This is a genomic window from Providencia sp. Me31A (assembly GCF_050487165.1).
Classification (GTDB): domain Bacteria; phylum Pseudomonadota; class Gammaproteobacteria; order Enterobacterales; family Enterobacteriaceae; genus Providencia.
This window is the reverse complement of record NZ_JBKQGZ010000015.1, coordinates 86,773-110,610: the sequence shown is the minus strand read 5'-3', so window position 1 is coordinate 110,610 and position 23,838 is coordinate 86,773. Positions and strand designations below refer to the sequence as shown.

Below are 23,838 nucleotides of genomic sequence, written 5' to 3'. Positions count from 1 at the left end.
AGCTGACAGGAGGTTGATATGGTAGCTGCAATGACATACCACCTGACTGTTGTTAGTGCTGAAAAACAAATGTTTGAAGGCCTAGTACAGAAAATTCAGGTGACAGGTAGTGAAGGTGAGCTGGGGATTTACCCACAGCATACCCCGCTGCTGACTGCCATAAAACCGGGCATGGTACGTATTACCAAGCAGTTTGGTGAAGAAGAGCTAATTTACCTCTCCGGCGGTATTTTAGAAGTACAACCAACAGGTGTTATCGTACTCGCTGATACAGCGATCCGTGGTAAAGATTTAGACGAAGCTCGTGCAGTGGAATCTAAACGCAAAGCGGAAGAACACGTCCGTAAAGCTCACGGCGATGTTGATTATGCTCAGGCATCGGCAGAACTTGCAAAAGCAATAGCTAAACTTCGAGTAATCGAATTAACTAAAAAGCTAATGTAATGATAGCAGTATAGAAAAAAGCCAGTTGGTTAATCCTAACTGGCTTTTTTATTTGAGCGAAATATGTAGTAATTTATAAAGGAAATAGGTTTACTTTCATCCCTAAGTTTGGAGTTTCAGGAAAAAATGACTGTGCAAAGAAAAAGTGTCGTGATTTTAGCTGCCGGTAAAGGCACACGGATGTATTCAGAGCTACCTAAAGTTTTGCATTTACTTGCAGGCAAACCGATGGTTCAGCATGTTATAGATACAGCAAAATCGATCGGTGCATCAGATATTCATCTGGTATACGGACATGGCGGTGATTTACTGAAAGAAAAACTGGGTGAGCAAAACCTCAATTGGGTATTGCAAGCCGAGCAACTCGGTACAGGTCATGCAATGCAACAAGCTGCACCTAGCTTCCAAGATGATGAAGACATTGTCATGCTTTATGGTGACGTGCCGTTAATCGCTAAAGATACCTTGGATAGGCTGATTGAAGTCAAGCCGCAAGGTGGTATTGGTTTGTTGACTGTTATCTTAGATAACCCAACGGGTTATGGGCGCATCATTCGTGAAAATAACGAAGTTGTTGGTATTATCGAACAAAAAGATGCTAGCGAAGAGCAGCGCAAAATCCAAGAAATCAATACAGGGATTATGGTTGCCAGCGGTAAAGATTTTAAACGTTGGTTGGCGCAGCTGAACAATGATAACGCACAAGGTGAATACTATATTACCGATATTATTGCATTGGCACATAAAGAAGGTAATAAGATAGCGACAGTTCATCCAAGTCACTTAAGTGAGATGGAAGGGGTGAATAACCGCCTACAATTAGCTGCGTTAGAAAGGGTTTATCAGAAAGAACAAGCTGAAAAACTGTTATTAGCAGGTGTGATGTTAATTGACCCTGCGCGTTTTGACCTGCGTGGAACACTGACTCATGGTCGTGACATTATTATTGATACCAATGTGATTATTGAAGGTAATGTCACATTGGGCAATAACGTACATATTCAATCTGGCTGTATTTTAAAAGACTGTGTGATCGGTGATAACTCAGTTATCAGCCCATATTCAGTGATAGAAAACTCTGAATTATCCGCTGAATGTACAGTTGGTCCTTTTGCTCGTTTACGTCCAGGTGCTAAATTAGCAGCCAAAGCGCACGTTGGTAATTTCGTCGAAATGAAAAATGCCACTTTAGGTTTAGGTTCTAAAGCCGGCCATTTAAGTTACCTAGGTGATGCTCAAATCGGTGATAACGTCAATATTGGTGCAGGTACTATCACTTGTAATTATGATGGTGCGAATAAGCACAAAACCATTATTGGTGATGATGTCTTTGTCGGTTCAGATACACAATTAGTTGCTCCAGTTTCTGTGGCTAAAGGCGCAACGATTGGTGCGGGTACTACGGTAACTCGTGATGTCAATGAAGATGAACTCGTTGTTAGCCGTGTAAAGCAAATGCATATTAAAAATTGGCAACGTCCAGTTAAGAAAAATAAGTAAATAAATATTGGGGAGAGATAGCGATATCTTTCCTATGATAAAAACGCTAATTAAATAGCGAAATTAAAATAGCTGCCTAAGGTAGCAATATAAAAATAAATTCCCCATTTTCTACAAGGCTTGGGGAGCAGTGAAAGCTGTACAACAATTAGGTTACGACAAATGAAGGTTTCTGAAGAAAGAAACCTTTTGTCTAGGAATCAAAAAAATATGTGTGGAATTGTAGGTGCTGTCGCACAACGAGATATCGCAGAAATTCTGTTAGAGGGGCTTCGTCGCCTTGAATATCGTGGTTATGACTCTGCGGGTATGGCAGTTGTTGATCACGAAGGCCATTTGCAACGCTTACGTGAAGTGGGAAAAGTGCAAATGTTGGCGGAAGAAGCGGAGAAAAACCCGGTATCGGGTGGAACGGGGATTGCACACACACGTTGGGCGACTCATGGTATTCCAAGTGAACGTAATGCTCACCCGCATACATCTGGTTATATTGCGGTTGTTCACAACGGTATTATTGAAAACTATTTAGAGCTGAAAGATGAGCTGAAAAAACTCGGCTATGTTTTTAGTTCAGAAACTGACACTGAAGTGATTGCACACCTTGTTCATCATGAACAGCAAAAAGGCGGTTCGCTGGTGGAAGTAGTTCAACGCGTTATTCCACAATTACGCGGTGCTTACGGTACTGTGATCATGGATAGCCGTATTCCTGAATTATTAGTTGCTGCACGTTCTGGTAGCCCATTGGTTATTGGTTTAGGTGTCGGCGAGAATTTCTTAGCTTCAGACCAATTAGCGCTATTACCTGTGACTCGTCGCTTTATCTACCTTGAAGAAGGGGATGTGGCTGAAATAACTCGTCGCACGGTTCGCATTTTTGATGAAAGTGGTGAAGCCGTTGATCGCGAGCAAATTGAATCGAATGTTCAATATGATGCAGGTGATAAAGGCGTGTATCGTCATTACATGCAAAAAGAAATTTATGAACAGCCGATGGCAATTAAGAACACCCTTGAAGGGCGTTTTGACAAAGATAATGGTATCGATTTGAGCGAATTAGGCCCTAGAGCCAATGAAATTCTGTCTCAAGTTGAGCATATCCAAATCGTCGCGTGTGGAACATCTTACAATGCTGGAATGGTTGCTCGCTATTGGTTTGAATCTTTGGCGGGGATTCCGTGTGATGTGGAAATCGCTTCAGAGTACCGCTATCGTAACCCTGCGCACCGTAAAAACAGCTTAATGATAACGTTGTCCCAATCAGGTGAAACAGCGGATACACTAGCGGCTCTGCGTTTATCAAAAGAATTAGGCTATCTAACTTCTTTAGCCATTTGTAATGTTGCCGGTTCTTCCTTAGTACGCGAATCTGAGTTTGCACTGATGACAAAAGCAGGTGCAGAGATTGGTGTAGCGTCAACCAAAGCGTTTACTACACAATTAACCGTTTTACTGATGCTAGTTGCGTATATGGGGCGCTTGAAAGGGGCTGATCCTGAGCTGGAAGAACGTATTTCCCATGCATTACATGCGCTTCCTGCTCGTATTGAAAGCATGTTATCGCAAGATAAAGTTATCGAAGCACTGGCTGAAGATTTCTCTGATAAGCACCATGCATTATTCTTAGGTCGCGGTGATCAATTCCCTATCGCAGTTGAAGGGGCGCTGAAATTAAAAGAAATTTCATATATTCATGCAGAAGCTTATGCGGCTGGTGAATTAAAACATGGCCCACTCGCGTTAATTGATGCAGACATGCCAGTTATCATCGTTGCACCTAACAATGAACTGTTAGAAAAACTCAAATCAAATATTGAGGAAGTGCGTGCACGCGGTGGTTTATTGTATGTATTTGCTGACCAAGATGCGGGCTTTGAAGCGAGTGAAAACATGAAAATTGTTTCTCTGCCTCATGTTGAAGAGCTAATCGCACCTATTTTCTATACCGTACCTTTGCAACTGTTGTCTTATCATGTTGCGCTAATCAAAGGTACTGATGTTGACCAACCACGTAACTTGGCTAAATCGGTAACGGTTGAGTAATTAATTAAATAAGTAAAAGTAAATCCGGCTATATATAACCGGATTTACTGTTTTATATCAACTGTATATATTCTATTGTTCCTTTATATATTCAGATTTACTGGGAACTAAGTTCAAGTTGCTATCAAATGATTAACTTAGAACGCGCAGTGAATAAAAGTAAAATCGAACAATTAATTAAATTATCCTCTACACTAAAATGATTGTAGTGTCAGTGAAAACACTCCTGTAGCAGGGATTGGCATAAAACGTTGATACATTTCCTTGCGGGTGGCCTCTGGGTCGATGTCGGAAAATAAATCAGGGTGTAACCATTTCGCTAGCGATTGAAAAGCAATAATATTTTCAGGTGAGTCATAGAAAATATGCCATAAACCGTGGACTCGACCTTGTTCGACAGCGTGGAGTTGCCCAATAGGCTTTCGCTGTGAAATTAATTTTAAACTCGATTGCGCGGCTTGCTCCGTTGCTGAATATCCGACAGTTACCCCTGCTTTTCCTTCTGGGAAAACCCCTGTGGCAACATAAACATCGGGTTGGCTACTTAGGATAAATTCAGGGTTTAGCTTCCCAATTGCCCCTGGAATGATTTTTTCACCAATCGCGGTGCCACCAGCAAGGTTAATCATATCCGTCATACTCCCTTTACCCGGAGACCCGCAACATTCTTGTAAGCCAGGAAGGTAATCAACAAAAATAGTGGGTTTGTTTTCAGGCTTGATATTAGTTGGGATACGGGCAATAACCTCATCCATTTTTTGTTGGTAGTAAGCATTGAATTCCTTTGCTTGTTGTTCTTTACCTATTGCTTGCCCTAATATTTTCATACTGAGTTGAGTATGTTTGATCGGATGTTGGCTAAAATCAACGTGGATCACCGCGATACCCGCAGACTCGAGTAAGCGAGCGGCTTCACTGCCTGCACCGGGGCCATGCCCCCCTGTTAAGGGTAAAATTACGAGGTCAGGTTGTAGCGCTAATGCTTTTTCGATGCTGAATGTATCTTCTGATCCCCCGCCAACGGTTGGAATTTTATCTATTTGTGGAAAAACCGCTTTGTATGCGGCATAGCCTTGTACATCTAAATCACGAAAATCCCCTTGCCAGCCAACAATACGTTCAAAAGGTGCCTCTTTTTCTAGGATTGAGAGGGGGTAAATCATCCGTCCTTCACCTAATAAGATACGCTTTACCTGAGAGGGGACTTGTACTTGGCGGCCAGTAATATCAGTGATAGTCACCGCTTGGCTCATAAGGGATGTGAATAGCAGTATTACCGAAAGCAGAGAGAGTAAGTGTTTCATTATACTTTCCTATTAGTAGATAATTTACGTGAATGACGTCGTTTTTTCCACCAAATCACCACGCCACTGACATACAGAAACGGTAATAAAAAACCGGAAAAAAACACGAGGAAAAGCCCAAAGAAACTAAGCCCTATTTCGCTATGGAGAGTTGAAATAAAACGTTTGGTTTCTTGGGCTGAAATCAATTCATTGAACAAGTCGGGACGGGATAGCAAAATGCCGCTGGCGGCGATGATCAGAAGAGGAACAGTAAAATAAATGGCCAAAAAATAATGCCATTGCCGCCATTTCGCACCATTTTGCAATCCTTTTTTCCAACTTACTAAAGTGGATATAAAATTTTTCCTAGGCCACCATAAAACAGCCCCGCTTAATATTGATATGATCAATACAATTCCACAGGAAAATACCAGCCAACTTCCTATATTTGATGGTAAAAGTAGCAAACGGTGTAAGGAAACAATTTTTGCAAAAACTAAATCATCAAAAATAACAAAGCCTTTGGCGTTACCATTAACTGGGTCAATAAATGCTATTCCAAGTTTATTTGATGGGGAAACAGGGCCAAAAACCATCGCATTTGTTGCTGGAATAAAGCCTGTATTGGGTGCTGCTGCACCCATGACTTTACTTAGCTGAGGGTAGTTTTTTTGTGCCTGCTGCCGCCAAACTTCAGGTGGTAACAGGTTTTCATGGGGCTTTATTGTTGCGTATAAAGTACTTTGGCCTATTTCCCACTCTAAAATAGGTTTTTTTAGCAATAATAAAGAGCCCGATATACCTAAAATGGCAATAAAAAAGCCGATCACTAAACCTAGCCATAAATGAATTTTGAGCCAGTATTTACGTGAAGAATGCTTTGCCATCATGATCACCAACGATAACGCAGGGAAGCGATTACCGTTCTATCAAAACCAACGGAGCACCCACCCATAGAGCAGCTGGTATAGTATTGTTTATTCGTGATATTGTTGACATTCACACCTAAACGCCAGTTATTCAGATTAGAATTAATACCACCTAAATCATAATGTGCAGCGGCATCGAATAGCGTATTTGATGGGTTTGAAAGGGTATCATCATTGTTTACAGGTGATGAGCCAGTATAACGAACTCCAGCACCGAACCCTAAACCCTGTAATTGACCACTTGGCAAAGTGTAATCCGCCCATGCAGAAGCGGTATGTTCAGGTAAACCTGTTGGTCGTTTTCCTTTCTCTGCAATATTATTGGTTTTGGTGTTTTCTAGCTGGTTATAGGTATAAGCCGCGGTAAGATTTAATCCATCTAACGGTGAGTAGACGCCTTGGAGCTCGACCCCTCTTGAACGAACTTCCCCTGTTTGTAAGCTATTTAAATTATTATCAGGGTCAGGAGTTAACATATTTTGTTGTTTTAATTCAAAGATTGCTAATGTCAGATTGGTGTTACCCCCGTCAGGCTGGTATTTAAGCCCTGCTTCTATTTGTTTAGCTGTGATGGGTTTATAGTTATTACCATAAAAGTTCACGCCAAGTTGGGGGTTAAAAGAGGTGGAATAACTGACATAAGGTGCAATCCCAAAATCGGTGACATACATTGCAGCAGTACGATAGGTAAATTTACTGTCTCGCTGGTCAGTTGATGTGTCACTTTTGCGGTTGCGCGTTTTACTGTTTGACCAATCTTCTCGCCCACTGAGAACAAAGATTAATCCATTATCCATTTTGGCTTGTTGCTGAACATAGATGCCCACTTGGTCACTGGTTTGCAGTGTATTGGACATCATGTTGTTAACGGGGCCATAATCACCGCCATAGCTAGGGTTATAGATATCGATAGCGCTAGCTTTTCCGGACATCAAAATATAGTCTTCACGGGTATGGCGATAGTCAACACCTGCTAAAGAGGTCATTTCGACATTATTTACCCACCAATTAGCTTGTAATTTATTGTCTAAGCTAAGAACATCACCTTTAATACGAAAATGATAAGCGACTCGGTTTAACGTTTTCATATCAGGGGAAAGGTACATGCCTTGCGCAATATTGGTATTTAAATCGGTATGACTAAAGCGAGCACCTGAGTGGGCAGAAAACGTGTCGTTTAAATCTGTATCTAATTGATAGCCTAGGGAAGCTTGCGTACGATCATTTTTTAATCCAGGTTCATCTAGGAACACATTAGGGTTAACTTTGCCATTTGGGTTGGGCAATAAAGTTCCATTTAATGGTAGGAAAGGACGTGGTGCACCAAATTTATCATGGCTGTAATCGGCTAATATCGTGAAGGTGGTATTGTCATTCGGTAGCCAAGTAAAGGCTGGAGCGATATAAACCTTATCATCTTTGATGTGCTTAATTTGCGTATCACTTTTACGAATCAATCCCGTCAAACGATAAAAATATTTCTCACTGCCATCAATGGGGCCACTGAAGTCTCCTTGTAACTGGCGACGATCAAAGTTTCCGCCTTGAACTTCAATTTCATGTAAAGGTTGGTATAGCGGCCGTTTAGTGACTTGATTGATGATCCCGCCGGGAGAGTTTTGGCCATATAACACAGACGAAGGGCCACGAATAACATCAACCCGTTCTAAGCCATAAGGTTCAACTTTTGGCCATGCTTGCGCGGTTGTGCTACGTAAGCCATCTCTTAACATCCCTGTACTTGAGGCATTGAAGCCCCGAATGTTTAAGCTATCAAAACGAGAAGAAGCCGCACCATTGGTTTGTTGTACGCCAGAGGTATAACGTAGCGCTTCTGCAACGGATTGAGCATTGTGAGCGGTGATTTCATCACGAGTGATGACACTGATGGCTTGAGGTGTTTCTATTAGTGCCGTATTGGTTTTTGTCGCGCTGGTACTGCGTGTTGCCACATAGCCATCAACCTTGCCAACAGGAGATTGTTCAGGTGTTGCGGTAACGATAATCTTTTCGTGTTGTGTTTGGTTATTTTCTTTGCCATAGGCAATAGACGAAAAAATCATTGAAATAACAGTAAGATAAATTGGAGAGTAAGTCGTATTTTTCATTGAAATGCGAGCCCTAGCAATAAACATAAAACGAGAATGTATCTCATTTACATTTTTGCGGTGTAGCCATCGCTTTAGCTATAAAGACTATTTATTTGTAGATATAAATATCTTATTGATTTAGATAATGAATAATTAACAGAGGGTTTTAGGTGAAAAGCCAAAACGCTTACGAAAAGCAGTTGAAAGGTGGGCGGGAGAGTAACCGACTTTCCATGCAACGGTGGAAACCTGTTCGGCACCTGTGGAAAGCAGTCGGTAAGCTAGCTGTAGCCGTTGTTCTTGGATAAAAGGCGCAATAGAGGAACCAAACAGCTGTTTAAAGCCAAAGTTGAGTTTGCGAATATTCAACCCAGATAGGCGACTTAGTTGGTACAAACTAGGAGGATTAGCTAAGTTAGTCAGGATCAGTCTTTTAGCTTCATTGAGTTTGTTTATATCCTGACTACTCAGTTTGGGATGGTGAATAGATTGATGGTTTTGTTGAATATGTTCAAATGAGTAGGCGCAAAATTCGAGTATTTTACCTGTTAGATACATATCTCCAAGTGTGCCACTGAGTGGGCAGTTGAGAATTTGATTTCCTAATGCCGTGAGCACACTACCTGCATGCTTAGCAATAAGTTGAGGCCCGTTATTTTTGCTCGTCAAGAACAATTCAGGTTGTTTGATTTGGAAAGAGTCGAGAAGTTGTTCAGATAAACAAACGGAGACATAGCGTATATCTTCAGTTTGTAAAAATCGTTGCTGACTTTCCTGTTCATGTTGGTTGGCTATAACGCACAGTGAGGTACCAGAAAGAGAAACGGTTTTTTTATTATCTGGTTGGCATTCAAGTTCACCATTCATCATTAAAACTAATTTTATGCCTTTCCACAGAGGTTCACTCATCCATTTCCCAGCTTCTGGGGTCATTCTTCCTCGCAAAAAGACGGAATTATTGTTGGGTAATAATGTTGTCATTTGGTTATGCTGCATGGTACCCAACCTTTAAGTGTTTAAGTGTTTAAGTGTTTAAGTGTTTAAGTGTTTAAGTGATGGTAAATATAGGTATCAAAAAATAGATCAATACTGACCTTTTAACAAATTTTCAAGATCAATAAATATAGATTGCCATTCATTATCATCAATTTCCATGAATCCCATATAACGCAACATAAATGCGCCTTCGACGGCCAGAAAGACTAATCTTGCCAGTTTGCCTCGTTCTGTTGAAACATCAAGGCGAGCAAGGCGTTCACGATACCAAGTTCGTGTACCTTCAAGATATTCAGGCGTTTGCAGTAATGATGCCATCAAGGCTGCTCCTTTAGCCATGGCGACTTTATCATGTTGATGGGTCGCTTTTAGGTGAGCTAAAACTTCCCCTTCAGGGCTATTATCTTGTTCAAGGCTTCGGCTGAATACTTCATCATAAGACTGTCCCCAGCGGTCAAACATCGCATCAATTAACGCATCTTTATTACCAAAACAGTATTGAACGCCGCCTTTGGAAATACCCATTGCTTTTGCGACAGAATCAATGGTTAAAGCTGAGGCTCCTTGTTGAATTACGATATCTTCAGCCGCATCAAGTAGCTTTTCTCTATCGATTGTTCGTTGACGTCCCATTTAAAAAAACCTCTTTTCAATACGTACGTATGGATTTATATTGTAGCACGACCACCAATAAAGAATAACCAATTAAACTCATTGAGAGAATTTTATGTTAGCCGATTATAGGCGCTGGATAGTGCTTCTGTTAGTTTCAAGCGTTTTGTTTCTTATTGTTATCGATGTCACGGTGCTTTATACCGCATTACCCAAGTTAACGCATGATTTAGGGGCTACATCATCTGAAAAATTATGGATTATGAATGCGTACCCGCTAGTTGTTGCTGGGCTATTACCAGCAGCGGGTATGTTAAGCGATAAAGCTGGTCATAAACGAATGTTTTTATTGGGGCTGCCATTATTTGGATTAGCTTCTCTGTGCGCTGCGTTTTCACCTTCTGCGATGAGTTTAATTTTATCACGCGGTTTTCTTGCCGTTGGTGCTGCTGTGAGTATGCCTGCAACCCTAGCGATTGTCAGGCACGTTTTTTTAGACCCAAAAGAAAGAGCATTGGCAATTGGGATATGGTCTGCAGTCGCATCTGGTGGGGCGGCAATCGGCCCTTTAATTGGTGGAATATTACTTAATCACTTCTGGTGGGGCTCTGTCTTTCTCATTAATGTTCCCGTTGTGTTGTTGGTTATTCCTTTTGCTTATTACTTGATCCCGCAATGTGGTGGGCAAAGTAATAAAAAAATCGATGTTTTAGGTTCAATTCTCGTTTTGATTGGTTTGATTGGTGTTATTTATGCACTGAAAGAACTCGGCAAGCCATACACTGATTGGATGAGTGTGCTGGTTCCAGCAGCTATTGGGGTTTTCTTTTTGGTTGTATTTAAACGCCGTCAAATGGCATCAGCGTCGCCAATGATTGATTTTGCCTTATTGAAAAACCCTAAATTTAATGCAGGTATCATGATGGCGATTTTGTCTATCGTGGTTATCGTTGGTGTTGAATTATTGCTCAGCCAACGGCTACAGCTAGTTTTAGGTTATACCCCGTTTGAAGCTGCGTTATATATTATTCCAATCCCATTAGCTTCGGTAATAGCTGCGCCATTAGCAGGTATGTATCTTCACAAATTTGGGGAGGTAATACTCACTATTTTCGGGTTTGCTTGTACATTAATTGGGGTCGTCGGTTTAACAATGATATACCAAGCTTCGACAGGTATTTTGTTACTTTCATTCCTCTTTTTGATAGGTTTTGGTTTAGGTGCTATTTTTACAACAGCTTCAACCACGGTGATGTTAAATGCCCCTGATGAAAAAGCGGGGATGGCAGCCTCAATTGAAGAGATCGCCTATGAAATCGGTAGTGTACTTGGTGTGACATTCATGGGGGGATTAATGAGCGCGATTTATACGTTAAAACTCTCTTTACCTGAAAATATAACGGTTAGTGATACCGTGTATGACAGTCTAGATGAGGCTTTATTAATTGCGGAAAAATTACCGCAAGATAGCGCTGGCTTATTGGTTAATCAGGCGAATATTGCTTTTGATCATGCATTTTTAGCGGTCATGATCGCAACTATCGTTGTCTTGTTAATCAGTATCATCGTGTTACCTGTTTTCTTGCGGTCAAAGAAGGTTTTATCGGCTTATTAATGGAAAGGGAGCATAGAGCTCCTGAGGTTGTTGACAAAGCGGGATAAAAGCGTGGTTTTTCCCGCTTTGTGTTATCAGCCGAAAATCAATGAATTGATTTTCCTAGCTTATTTTCAAAACCTATATGACTTGCTGCCAAACATAATATGTTTGGCAGCAGTCTGGGGAGCATAGCGCTCCTTTTTTATTTCACTTTGCGGATCAAAATGATAGCTAGTAATGGACTGAGTGAAAACAGCGCAAAAAGCCAAATTGAGGCTTGCTGTGCTCCAATCATTCCTCCTGGATTCATTAACCCGCTATTATTCACCACAACGCCAACAAAAGCGGCTGAAAATGCGGTGGCATACAGCTGAATGGTAATGATAGATGATGATGCTAGGTTTTCTTCGCCCTTCGGCGCACTATTAAACACGCGCAAAACAAGGTGAGGCCAACAGATCCCAATCCCCAGTCCTACTCCCATCATTGCGACCAAGTAAATAATCAATAATAGGACAGAATCCGTAAGTTTCTGATTGTGAGTCAAAATAGCAAGTATAATAAGAGAAATAAATATGATGACCGGACCAGTTCGAATGATTTTTAGCACGATAGAGCCTGTCTTGTTTGCGCTAAATAATGCACCAATAGTCCACCCTGCGGCCATGATAGCCGTTAAATATCCGGCAGATAAGGGTGAGAAATGATGAATGGTTTGTAAAAAATAAGGCACGTAAATCTCTGTTGTCATACCACCGACAAGTAAGCACATGGTTAAAAAAATCACCCCAAGCGGATTTTTTAACGAATAGGCTCCACTCGGTAATAAACGCTTTCCATTTTTCCCATCTAAAAACGCAATGATAACAATAATAGCGATGCTAATAAGTAGGCTAATTAGGTTTATTACCAAGCTTTCCGATAAGCTACCGACCGAAATAGTGAGCACAGAGATAACTAGCAATGAAATTGCTAAGAAAGGGATTTTTGAGACTTGAGGTGATTGAGTTTGTTTTCTTGGGAGCTGCCCAAGGACGATTAACGCGAGAAAAACAGCAACGGGTAGTAAAGCCCAAAATGCCCAGCGCCAATGTCCACTTTCTGCGAAAATCCCCCCTATTGCAGGGCCACATAAGGTTGCTATCCCCCACATGCCAGAAACCACTCCCATCGCTCGTGACCACAAGTTTTCTGTGAAGACAATACGGATCAGCGCATAGCTAAGAGCAAATAAAATACCACCACCAAAGCCTTGTAGTGCACGGCCACCCAGTAATATCAGCATTGATGGGGAAGCTGCGCACCAAATAGAGCCTAAAGCGAATATAGTAAGAGCAATTAGGTACGCAAATTTGGGGCCAAAATTATCTAAAATTTTACTGGAAAGGGCTGAACCCACGATGGATGTTGCGACAAAGATAGTCGTATTCCATGCGTAATATTCAAGTCCACCAATATCATTAACAACACTAGGCAATATGGTTGTCACGATATAAATATTGATAGCATGCAAGGCTACGCCCCCTGTCAGGGCTATAGTGAGTAACGCATTGGTACCACTGAGTAAATCAGCCCATTTGGCCTGAGATACATTTGATGTTTCATTGCTCATAGAAGACCCGCTAGACGGAATAGTCGAAAACAAGGTATTATCCAAGTAATAGCTTGGATAATAGAGTCACATAATGATTAATGCAAGTAATTACTTGGATAATTTAAATCTTACTCAAGCCGTAGATAAAGTTCTTTTTTGTATTAAAACAAAGGGGCCGATTTCTACAGCGGTGATTGCGAAAGATTTAAATATGACGGGAGAAGCTGCCAGACAGCATATTCAAAAGCTTTCGACTTTAGGATTAGTGGAAGGAGCTCAATGTCTGTCACAAACGGGAGTAGGGCGGCCTAGGCAAAATTGGATATTAACTGAATTAGGGCATCAGCGTTTTCCTGATACTCATGCACAACTCGCTTTGCAATTAATTGATTCGGTTCGTACTATTTTTGGCGATGAGGGGTTAGAGAAGCTTATTAGCCAAAGGGAAATGGAGAGCCGAGAAAAATATTTTGCCCGTTGTAAGGGATTGCCTTTAGCTGAGCGGCTAGAGGTATTAGCCGAAGTTCGTAGCGAAGAAGGTTATATGGCAAAGGTTGAACAAGATAATGACAGTTGGTTATTCATCGAGAACCATTGCCCAATTTGTGCTGCGGCCACAGCGTGCCAAAATTTTTGCCGTTCTGAACTCACATTGTTCAAAGAGGTGGTTGGTGATGATGGCTATGTTGAACGAGAACAATATTTACTTGATGGCGCAGGGCGCTGCGTGTATCGCGTAAAAGTTAATAGTTAATTAAAGTTATTTGGGAGAGGTTAAATGGCGTTTCTTGCTTAGCCATGCATACACAATTCCTGCAATTGCTCCTGCAATATGGGATTCCGTCGAAATATATGGATTGACGGGTAATAACCCACTCGCCATAGTACCAAAATAAAATAATACTAATAGGGCGATGGTAATATCAATCCAATTTCGGCGGAAAAAGCCTTGTGCAATTAACAAGCCCCATAAACCGAACACCCACCCGCTTGCACCAATATGAATTGCATTTCGGCCAAATAACCAAACAGCTAAACCCCCAACAATAATGATAAACAGTGACGCCAATAAGTAAGCTTTAATAGTGCGATAAAGTAATAATGCACTTAAGATGATAAATGGGGGTAAGTTACTGATTAAGTGTTCCCAGCTTCCATGGATAAATGGTGAAAAAAATATACCCAATAAACCAGCTTCAGTGCGGGGGATGAGCCCAAACTGAATAAGCCGTCCTGCGGTTAAGCTATTAACTAGTTGGACAATAATAAAGATTGCAACAACCGAGGCTAATAGCTTAACGCGAGGATACCTTTGTAAAGATTTCATTAGTTAGTGGCTACTTAGTGCTTGAACGCTTTCAACTAATGAAGCTAACTGACCTACAACCCGATCACCAATATCAGTATTATCACCACCAAGAGCTTTATTACGCATAAAGTCTTTCTTAATTTGTTGCCAACGTTCCTTATCTTTTGCAGAGAGAGTTCCACGTAACTCTGCAAGTTTTAAGAGATTTTCTTCAGCTCCAGTAGTTAAAAGCTGCGCTTCACCAAGGTAATGGTCATCCAGTAACCTTTCCAGCTCGTCATCGTTCATGACAGCGGCAACTTTTTCGCTTAACTTATTCATATTACGATAACTACCTTGCAAGCGGAAAGCCGGTTCAGTTCGGTATTTATCTGATTGTGCTGCGCTGGCGATATATTGTTGGTTCACTTTTAATACGACGTCACGTAATTTAATTAGCTTTTTAATTACATTGATTATTTCATTTATTTCGGCATCAGAGTATGGGTAGCTAAGAGTACTGGTTGAAACAGATTTCCCCATAGCTTGATCGACAAATACATAGAGGTCATTGAGATCTCTTAGTGCCAAAGGTGCTAAGACAGGGTTAGAGGTTAAACTATTTTCGATATAGCTTAACGCAAATGCTTCATCCATACCGCCTAAAACTTCCCCTAGGTTATAGATATCAGCACGGTTTGCTAGCATGTCAGGGATGCGGAATACTTCACCTGATTCGGTATATGGGTTACCAGCCATGACGACGCAGAATTTTTTACCGCGCATATCATATGTTTTTGTTTGTCCTTTCCAAACCCCTTCAATACGTCTTGTTCCATCACAAAGAGAAATAAATTTTTGTAAGAATTCGGGGTGTGTGTGCTGGATATCATCGACATAGAGCATCACGTTGTTCCCCATTTCAAGGGCTAAGTTTAATTTTTCTAGTTCTTGTTTTGCCGTTGCATTAGGCGCTTGTTCTGGGTCAAGGGAAAGAACATTATGGCCAAGAGCTGGACCGTTGATCTTCATAAAGATTAGCCCTAGGCGATCTGCTGCATACTCCATTAGGGTCGTTTTACCGTAACCTGGAGGGGAAATCATCAGCAACAGCCCCATGAGGTCTGTACGTTTTCCTTCACCCAAAGCGCCGATTTGTTTCGCCATATTGTCACCAATAATAGGTAAATAAACATCATTAATCAGTTTATTACGAACAAAAGAGCTTAACGGTTTTGCTTTGAATTCATGAAGCTTTAAGCGTTCACGTTCTTTAGCAACAAGGTTTTGGCGCAGTGCTTGGTATTGGCGAAACTCAGGTATAAAGCGTTTTCTTTGACCTCGCATACGACTAAAGTAATTATCGAGGCTCAGTGACAAGGTTTGGTTTTCAATTGTCGGGTGTTCACCAAGTAGCCCGGATACCTTAAAGTAAAGATCAGCTTCGCTATAACGTGCAGAGCTCACTTTATCTAAAATGATAATGGCAATTGCTCCGGGTATATAAGGAACAAGGTGAGAGAATTCCGGCACAGAACATAGCCCTTGTAGCCAGTTTTGAATTAATGACCATCGCTGTGCATAACGTGTCCCCAAGTTTTGCTGTGAGCGATTGAAGTCAATCCACATGTGGGCTTCTTCCAACCGGCTTTGTAAGGCTAATACAAGTTCTCTTGCATATTTACTATAGACTAATTCTATAGGGGTTCTTGCTAAGACAAAACTTAAGTATTCAGCTGCTTGGGTTTGTTCATACGCTTGGCATTGGATAGGGTTATCTTGTAAAAACAAGCTAATATTGGCTTCAATTTCGGCTTGTAAATCAAGTAATGCATTATCATTATGGAATAGCTGGTGGATATTCATAGCGGTTCTGGCGCGTTCAGGCCAAAGCGCAGGAATCTCTTGTTGCTGTGCTATTTCCCAATAAATGGCAGCAATTGCTCGGGCTGTTGGGCTATAGCGTAGAAGATCGGCTTGTTCACCAATAGGTAGCAATTTTTTCAGTATCGCCATCGCGTCATGATCATGAATACCTTTCTCGTAGCCCTCTTTATAACGAGGGCTTGCAAAATCCCGAACTATTTTTTCTAGCTTTTCTGTGGATGTGAGCGCATTTTTTAGGATAGTAAAATCTAAGCCTTCTTGGCGTTTTGTTGCTGCATAAATAATTGAATAAGCAAGATACTCTGCACGATAGACAGTATCGGACTCAGACTCTAATGACGCAGTCCAATAAGGCTGTAGCAGTGATAGTTCTTCATTTTCAATTGGCTCTTGGAAATCGGTCCCCGTCAGATAAACCCACAATTGATTATTTTTAGGCAAAATAGTGAGATCGAGCTCTTGGGTGTTTACGCTAAAGCGGTGACGAGGGCCTAATTTAATGATATTTCCGCCATCTTCAAAAATGTCGGTTTTATCTCGCAAAATACGTATTGCTTGATCCCGCGAAGCTTTTAAGCGTGCATCGATATCATCGGCTTTAACGTTATCGTTAATTTCCCTTAATTTTTCAATAATTTCACGGGTTTTTAAGGCGAGAGGGTCAGATGCAAAGAACGCATTGAGTTCATCTTGAGATTGTAGACGAACAGTTCTACGTTGTAGGCTATCTAGTAGACGGTCGGCGGCGGTTAGTAAATTTTGAGCTCGGCGCTGGCGGTCATCAATAAGGACTTGTTTATGAGATTCAAAGGTTTCGAGTAGCTCTTCACGTTTAGCGAGAATGTCATCTAGGAACTCATCATGACTGCTAAATTGACTTTCCAGTTCTTCTAGTTGAACCAGCAATCTTGATAGCTGATCATCACAACGCTCAGGATCAGTAGCAAGGGAAAGTGCATTGGTTATCCCTTGGCTAAATAAGCGAAATTGTGCGCCAAATTGAGCAACAGTTTCTACGCTACTTTGAGATTTTCGTTTTTGCTGTAAGCGTGCCCGAGACTGGTTTAATTGTGCATATATTTGAGAGATAGCATCAATAATGTGCGTCTGCTGCGTCACATCATTAAAAGTGAGTGATGCCATGAGGTTGGAAAGCATATCTAAATCAGCTGACATTTTTTCCATATTATTCATAGGAACATCGAGCTGAGCACTATTTTGCGATTTTTCTATTTGTTCTTCGAAGGTAATTAACTGTTCTTTAAAGGGCAATAAGGCCTTATCGCTGGCAAGGAAGGTTGCGGTTTCTTGTGAAACAGATTGCTGAGCGGCAATAATTTCATTTTCCATTGCGCTGAGCTGTTCTAAATCCATATAACGAAATTCACGCAATGAAATCAAATGCCCACGTTGTGCGCTAAGCGCGTTCAATCCATCAACGAATTGCTGAATATCTACCCAGCTTTCAGGTAATGTTAGGGAAAGGAGCGATTTTTGTCTGCTGATAGCTTCATTCATTGATTTAGCAGACTGCTGACGAATACTCTCAACTTTTTCATATTCATCAAGAACCAGCTCACTGGTTTGGGTGATATCTTTGAGTAGCTTTCCAATGCCTAAGCATTGTTCATCATTAAACCAATAATAAATATCTAATAAATTTTTTGGCTGTTGACTAAGTTGTTCATAGCGAGCGATAGAAACTTGGTTACCTTCTATTTCTTTAGATATATGTAAGATTTCTGATATACCGCGAACTAAATCGGCATTACCAATTCTACCAAAAAAGCCGTTACGAGTGGGTTGCTGGTCTGCAAACTCTTCTGAATAGAATGGTGTTTGCCAAACTTGCATAGGGTGAACGCGAGTAGGTTCTTCACCTTCACCTTCAAAGAGCACCATTTTGCCATCTTCTAGCATGGCATAACCATGCCCAATGAGTGGAATTGAGAGTGTTCGTTCAATTAGATTATAATTGAATAGGGCAATACGGCCTTGATTTGGTGAATAGAAAACATATAGAACATCTTCTCCATTTGGAGAACGGCGTAAGCGGCGAAAACGCATATCCTCCATGGATTGTTCAAAAGTTTTATAGTCACCATTTTGTAGATAATAGCCACCAGGAAAAATAATTCCGTGATCTTCAGGCAGTTGTACGCAAGCTTGTCCAATTGTATCAATGCGTTGTACTGATTGAGTCAGAGTGTTGTAAACGAGATAACGCCAATTTTCTTCACGGTAAGGTAAAACTTTTAACAGAATTAAACTGCCCGCTTGCGCATATTCGATTTGTGCATCATCAAGGGACTGATTTTTATCTACTACAACTTCTCGATAAATGCCTAAGCCATCTTCTGTGTTATTCTCACACTTTATGGTTAAATCACCACCGATAGTTTCAATGAATACAGTATCGAGAATATTTATATGGGGGTAGCGACCATTAACGGTATCTTCTCGGGTGGTTTTGTGCCATTCAAAGTCGTAAGCAGGTGGTAAAGCGATATCACGTTCACCACGATTATCTATGTATTCAATTCGGCGTTTATCACTGGAAATAGACCAACGAAAAACACGTACATCCGTTATGCGATCGCCAATTTGAAAACTAGCGAGAAGTTTGCCTTCTCGTTCAACTAATTGGAGCAACTGAGTGTTTTTATAATAAGTATAGAGCTCAGTAAAGTCTTGAATAAAGCGGTTATCATTTAAGAATGTGTTTTCATAGGGAACGGCTTCAACATCAAACTCGCCTTCATTTTCTATCAGCCGATATAATGAAAAAACATCTTCAAGATGTGTTTCTTTTTTTAAGCCAAGAAAAACGTTATAGCCAAATAAAAGCCACTCACCAACTCGGACAATATCCCTTGCTTGGCAATTATTTTCAGTACGAATACGGATACGACCAATGATATCCATCTGGCTTTGGCCAAATTCTTCTAGCCGTTTTTCATTGAGTTGTACAGCTTTTTGGTGAAGTTGCTGGCCTTGCTCGGTTAGGCGTTTACGTAAAATTTCATAAGCACCGCCTTCAGCAACAGCACTATCGAGTATTTCTTGTTCGCGATCCGTACCCTGAATATCTGACATTGTGCAGCGAATTCCCTTAATTAAGACAATAAAAACGATTAGGGGTAAGTTTTACCCCTAAAACGTAGACGGCTTAAAGTTGATCATCGTTTGGCTGAATAGGTTTTGCAGTAACGGTTTTTGCCAGTTGACCTGCTCCTTTTGCTGCCATGAAACCATTAATCAAATCCTGTACTTCAGGGTTTTTCAATAAAGCGGCAATATCAATTTTTTTGTCTTCCTTGCTGCGGTTAATCAGTTTCTCTACATTCTCTTTTGCGAAACTGCTTTTATCCATAAAACCATCCACCGCTTTTCCTAAACTAAGGGCTTTGGAGAACGTATTGAAGAAGCTGCCATCACCACCCACAATTTCAATATTGGTTTTACTAAGTGCAGCAGCCAGCACATCAGCTTGCTCACGGGCAATTTCTTTATTGGCGTCAATGGATGCCATTGCTTGCTCAAATTCTTTCTCAAGACGCATACGGAATTCTTCATGGGAACGAGCTGTGTCGCTGAGGTGATCCATTGATTTAAATTTATCAGTTAAACCATCGGCTTCAGCTTTTAAGCGCTGGCGAATAACTTCAGCTTGAGCTGAGCCAAGTTGGCCTTCACCACGAGCTTGGGCTGCCAGTTTTTCTTCGAGTACTTTGGCATCTGCTAAGCCTAATTTTTCTTTTGCATTAGCTTGTTGTTCTTCACCGCGAGCTTGAGCCGCGAGTTTCTCTTCAAGAATTTTCGCCTCGGCAAACCCTTGCTGTTGCTCTGCTTTGGCTTTAGCTTCCATTACTTGCGCTTCTGTTAATCCTTTTTCTTTTAACCCACGGGCCTCGGCTAACAGTTTTTCAGCAGTAATATTGGCAAGGACTAAACCTTCTTTTTCTTCGGCTTCCGCTGTAGCTTGGCGAACACGGGCCTCTGCTAAGCCTAATGCAGCATGCTCTGCTTCAATACCTTCCGCTAAGCGTTTCTTAGCTTCAGCTTGTTTGGCTGATGCTTCTAATTCAGCTTGTGCCATTGTGCTGATTTCTTCTGCACGATGTTTAGCACTTGCCTCGTCAGCTTCGGCTTTCTTCACTTGGCGGACTAAGGATTCTTCAGCTTCAGCTTGTGCGTTTATAATAGTCACTTGGCGCATACGTTCTGCTTCTGACACTTCTCGTACTTCTTTGATACGTTCTTCTTCTTGTGCAACAGTTTTCTCAACAGCTACACGCTCGCGGATCACGTTAGAAATATTTTTGCGTTCTTCTTCAAGGGCTTTTTCTTTTTCGATACGTTGAAGTTCAACTTCGCGCTCACGAGCAACAATTTCAAGCTCACGAGCACGGCTAACACGTTCCTCTTCAATAGCAACGGCACGAGTACGGTTTTGTTGAGCAACTTCTACCTCACGCATGCGGTTTTCTTCACGAATTTCTATTTCTTGCTGAGTTTGAATGCGTGCTTGTTCTGATTTTAGACGTTCTTCTTCTTGGACTCTTAAAGTTTCCGCTTGCTCACGTGAGCGAATATTATCAATTTCACGTTTTTGGCGTGCTTCAGCATCGGCTTGTTGGCGCTCTAATGCTAAGCTTGCTTCTCGGGTTTCCACATTTTTCTTTTGGATAGCGAGCTCTTGGTCGCGTTCTCTTTGGTTAGTTTCAACATTATGAATTGCCGTAATTTCAGTAATTTTACGAATACCTTCAGAGTCAAAGATATTGTTTGGGTCTAAAGCAGACTTCGGTGTTTGCTCTAAATAGTCAATTGCTACATCCTCGAGGGCATATCCGTTGAGGTCTTTACCGATGACATCGACGATACGGTCACGGAAATCTTGTCTATTTTCAAATAACGTTGCTAAATCAAGTTGTTTACCAACGGTTTTCAGTGCTTCAGAAAACTTCGCGCTAAACAATGCACTGACTGCTTGGTGATCTGATGCACGATCAACGCCGATAGCTTTAGCCACTTTCAGTACATCTTCTGTGGTTTCATTGACGCGTAAATAGAATGCTACAGTGATATCAGCACGCAAGTTATCATGACATATAAGTCCATCTTTACCTCGGCGGTCAACTTCCAATGTCAGCAATGAAATGCGCATAAATTCTTTTTTATAGATAACTGGGTATACTAATGCCCCAGTAAAATGCACTTTAGGTTGTGACGACATATCGTTAACAATCAAAGCAGTACCTTGAGGAACTTTGATATAGAAGGCTTTGAATAATCCAAAGAACCCTAAAATAACTAGGATGATCCCCCCGATAATAGTTAAAAAGGGCATTAAAGCAGCCAAGTCCATATTTCTTCTCCATAGGTTCTGACGATGTCGTCATTTCAATTTATGCAAGCAAGGTATTATTTTCTGTAAAATGAGTTAGCCATGACGAAATTCATTTTCGGTCACGACTTGGTAACTGTGAGATGCAGCGTCATAGCTTATTATGACGACACGATCGCCTCGTTTTAAATTTTCACTTGATGGGGCGCGTATTTGTAAAATTAACCCCGCACCACCATCTTCTAATATGGCTTCACCATTTTGTTCATTGACCGTACCTGAACGTACAGTGGCATACTTCCCTATCAATTGGTGTACTGTTTTAGGTTTATTTAGGCTAATCAATTTTTTACGTACAGGCTTTAAACAAAGAGCGGTTAAATGAAGAGAGATAAATAATGTGATGGCAAGCACTGCGAAGCCAACAAGGAAGCGTAATAAATTTGAGTCAATATAGCGAATGAATCCATACACGCAGAAATAGCTAATTACCCACCCAAAAAGTGTGAATAGAGTGAGTATAATAGTAACAGGGATACCTGCTAACCCTAACTTAGTTAACCATCCAGCAAAGCCAGTTGCATCAATACCAGTATCTAATTCAGTATCGATATTGAGCAAATCAATGTCTAATAAACCAAAAGCAGCACATAACCAGTAAAATAAAACAATAATTAGCAAGCCGCTAAAAAGAATCGTTGGAAACATTAAACTGTTATGGAAAAACAAACTCATAATATTTTCTCTTTATTTTTAATGTGTTACCTACTATATGAAAGTAGGGATAGTTTGTTTAATTGACCACTATAAATGAGATAGCGTCATAATATATATTTTAATACATTGCAGTATCGGACTAGTCTAGAAGCCGTCTAGAATACATCGTTATTTTATAGTTTCTTATAGGTCTGTGTTTATATCCAGTATTATGTTGTAGAGTTATTCTTAAAATATTATCCATAATGAGATGTCATTGATTGGTGATAATTTTAGCACTAATAGACAAGAAGATGATAAATGTTATCAATTATAAAATGATTTTTTTGAGAATAAAATGAGGGAAATTGATATGGAAGAAGTGATAAATCATGCCTCATCTTATAGAATTAGGATGAGGCGTAATAAAAAGCCACATTAGTCTATTAAATTCAAACAGGCTGCACCACGAGCACCACCAGAATCGCCATAGCGCGCTTTTTCAATAGCTGGCATTGTCGCTATACCATAAAGATATTGTGGTAAAATTTCGGGCAAGTATTGGTAGATATCGTCAAATTGTGACAGTCCACCACCAATAACGACTAAATCAGGGTCAAATACCGTCACTACCTGTCCCATAAACATAGCTAATAACGACATGTAGCGGTCAACATGTTGTATTGCTTCGGGCTCTCGTTGCTTGTATAACTCGATAATTTCGATAGCAGAGCGTTTTTGGCCTGTAAATGATGAGTAAATGCGCTCAAAACCAGGGCCTGAAAGATAGGTTTCGAAGCAGGCGGTTTGTCCACAGCCACAAACAATTTCAGGTACGGTATCACCAAATAGTTTGGCTCCACGTACGCTAAGATTCATATGGCCAATTTCACCCGCTATCCCATTTTTACCAGATAATACTTTGCCATTGATAATAAAGCCACCGCCAACACCAGTCCCTAAAATTAAACCAAGAACGGTTGGGTAACGTTTAAATTCAGGAGCCCAAGCCTCTGATAAAGCAAAGCAGTTTGCGTCATTTTCGACTTTTACTGGGCGTTGTAAGATATTAGCAAGATCATGAATTAAGGGTTTGTACTGTGCGGCAGGGACATTGGTTGTAAAGACGGTACCTTTAGCATGGTTAACAATGCCTGGTACTCCAACACCGATTTTTCCTTCGCTGTTAAATTTTTTATCAGCTTCTTGTGTGAGTAACAAAAAAGCGTTTAACAGTGCTTGATAGTCATTTTTAGGGGTAGGAACGCGTTTTTGCCAGACTTGATTTAACTCATTGTCAAAGACGGCAAGCTCAATTTTCGTCCCACCCATGTCAAAGCCGTAATACATTTTCATTTTCCCCTAATGGTTTACTCACCAAAGAAATTACATATCTATTTGATAAATAATAAATGATGGTACTGTATTATCTAATTATACAAAATATCACCAAAGGATAAATTATTGTTTTCGAATTTATTTTTTATACAAAAATAAATGGATATTGAGAATAATAATTTTTCAAT

16 protein-coding genes are annotated in these 23,838 nt (G+C 40.7%); 5 read left to right on the top strand and 11 right to left on the bottom strand.

Annotated elements, in window-relative coordinates:
- The first annotated feature begins 18 nt into the window (after positions 1–18).
- The 3 genes from ACLPIE_RS13850 (at position 19) to glmS (ending at position 3,987) form a co-directional block, all read left to right on the top strand.
- Positions 19–444, top strand: a complete 426-nt coding sequence (locus tag ACLPIE_RS13850) for a F0F1 ATP synthase subunit epsilon (RefSeq protein ID WP_430262382.1) — start codon at positions 19–21, stop codon at positions 442–444.
- A 126-nt stretch (positions 445–570) separates the two neighbouring features.
- Positions 571–1,944 carry a bifunctional UDP-N-acetylglucosamine diphosphorylase/glucosamine-1-phosphate N-acetyltransferase GlmU gene (gene glmU / locus ACLPIE_RS13845; protein ID WP_430262381.1) on the top strand — a complete coding sequence of 458 codons (1,374 nt, stop codon included), beginning with the start codon at positions 571–573 and terminating at the stop codon, positions 1,942–1,944.
- 210 nt (positions 1,945–2,154) lie between these two features.
- Positions 2,155–3,987, top strand: a complete 1,833-nt coding sequence (glmS, locus tag ACLPIE_RS13840) for a glutamine--fructose-6-phosphate transaminase (isomerizing) (RefSeq protein WP_430262380.1) — start codon at positions 2,155–2,157, stop codon at positions 3,985–3,987.
- Between the two features lie 194 nt (positions 3,988–4,181).
- Here glmS and ACLPIE_RS13835 read toward each other — a convergent pair whose 3' ends face one another.
- The 5 genes from ACLPIE_RS13835 to ACLPIE_RS13815 all read right to left on the bottom strand — a co-directional run bounded on the left by ACLPIE_RS13835 (position 4,182) and on the right by ACLPIE_RS13815 (position 9,921).
- Entirely contained in the window at positions 4,182–5,291 is a 1,110-nt protein-coding gene (locus ACLPIE_RS13835; RefSeq protein ID WP_430262379.1) for an ABC transporter substrate-binding protein, read from the bottom strand.
- Positions 5,291–6,160 (bottom strand): PepSY-associated TM helix domain-containing protein, encoded by an 870-nt coding sequence (locus ACLPIE_RS13830; protein WP_430262378.1) that lies wholly within the window; start codon positions 6,158–6,160, stop codon positions 5,291–5,293. The genes ACLPIE_RS13835 and ACLPIE_RS13830 overlap by 1 nt, the downstream gene beginning before the upstream one ends.
- Before the next feature lie 5 nt (positions 6,161–6,165).
- A complete protein-coding gene (locus tag ACLPIE_RS13825; RefSeq protein ID WP_430262377.1) occupies positions 6,166–8,310 on the bottom strand; it encodes a TonB-dependent siderophore receptor in 2,145 nt (714 codons plus the stop codon).
- Between the two features lie 135 nt (positions 8,311–8,445).
- The gene (locus ACLPIE_RS13820) at positions 8,446–9,288 is read right to left on the bottom strand and encodes a helix-turn-helix domain-containing protein (protein WP_430262376.1); all 843 of its coding nucleotides are present in this window, start codon (positions 9,286–9,288) and stop codon (positions 8,446–8,448) included.
- 87 nt (positions 9,289–9,375) lie between these two features.
- Positions 9,376–9,921 (bottom strand): TetR/AcrR family transcriptional regulator, encoded by a 546-nt coding sequence (locus tag ACLPIE_RS13815; protein WP_430262375.1) that lies wholly within the window; start codon positions 9,919–9,921, stop codon positions 9,376–9,378.
- Positions 9,922–10,015: 94 nt separating this feature from the next.
- On the opposite strand from ACLPIE_RS13815, the gene ACLPIE_RS13810 reads away from it, so the two are divergent.
- Positions 10,016–11,515: an MFS transporter gene (locus ACLPIE_RS13810; RefSeq protein WP_430262374.1), complete on the top strand. Its 1,500-nt coding sequence runs from the start codon at positions 10,016–10,018 to the stop codon at positions 11,513–11,515.
- 184 nt (positions 11,516–11,699) lie between these two features.
- On the opposite strand, the gene ACLPIE_RS13805 is transcribed toward ACLPIE_RS13810, so the two are convergent.
- Positions 11,700–13,109, bottom strand: coding sequence for an MFS transporter (locus tag ACLPIE_RS13805; protein ID WP_430262373.1), 1,410 nt, complete (start codon positions 13,107–13,109; stop codon positions 11,700–11,702).
- 73 nt (positions 13,110–13,182) lie between these two features.
- Here ACLPIE_RS13805 and ACLPIE_RS13800 point away from each other — a divergent pair, with 73 nt between their 5' ends.
- Positions 13,183–13,845: a helix-turn-helix transcriptional regulator gene (locus tag ACLPIE_RS13800; RefSeq protein ID WP_430262372.1), complete on the top strand. Its 663-nt coding sequence runs from the start codon at positions 13,183–13,185 to the stop codon at positions 13,843–13,845.
- Between the two features lie 6 nt (positions 13,846–13,851).
- Here the strand turns inward: ACLPIE_RS13800 and ACLPIE_RS13795 are convergent, their stop codons facing one another.
- The 5 genes from ACLPIE_RS13795 to nagK form a co-directional block, all read right to left on the bottom strand.
- A complete protein-coding gene (locus tag ACLPIE_RS13795; protein WP_430262371.1) occupies positions 13,852–14,418 on the bottom strand; it encodes a rhomboid family intramembrane serine protease in 567 nt (188 codons plus the stop codon).
- A 3-nt stretch (positions 14,419–14,421) separates the two neighbouring features.
- Positions 14,422–19,362: a DNA repair ATPase gene (locus tag ACLPIE_RS13790; protein ID WP_430262370.1), complete on the bottom strand. Its 4,941-nt coding sequence runs from the start codon at positions 19,360–19,362 to the stop codon at positions 14,422–14,424.
- 73 nt (positions 19,363–19,435) lie between these two features.
- Positions 19,436–21,637, bottom strand: coding sequence for a flotillin family protein (locus ACLPIE_RS13785; RefSeq protein WP_430262369.1), 2,202 nt, complete (start codon positions 21,635–21,637; stop codon positions 19,436–19,438).
- A gap of 75 nt (positions 21,638–21,712) precedes the next feature.
- A complete protein-coding gene (locus ACLPIE_RS13780; protein ID WP_430262368.1) occupies positions 21,713–22,351 on the bottom strand; it encodes a ubiquinone biosynthesis protein UbiH in 639 nt (212 codons plus the stop codon).
- A 399-nt stretch (positions 22,352–22,750) separates the two neighbouring features.
- Positions 22,751–23,662, bottom strand: a complete 912-nt coding sequence (nagK, locus tag ACLPIE_RS13775) for an N-acetylglucosamine kinase (protein WP_430262407.1) — start codon at positions 23,660–23,662, stop codon at positions 22,751–22,753.
- Positions 23,663–23,838: the final 176 nt, after the last annotated feature.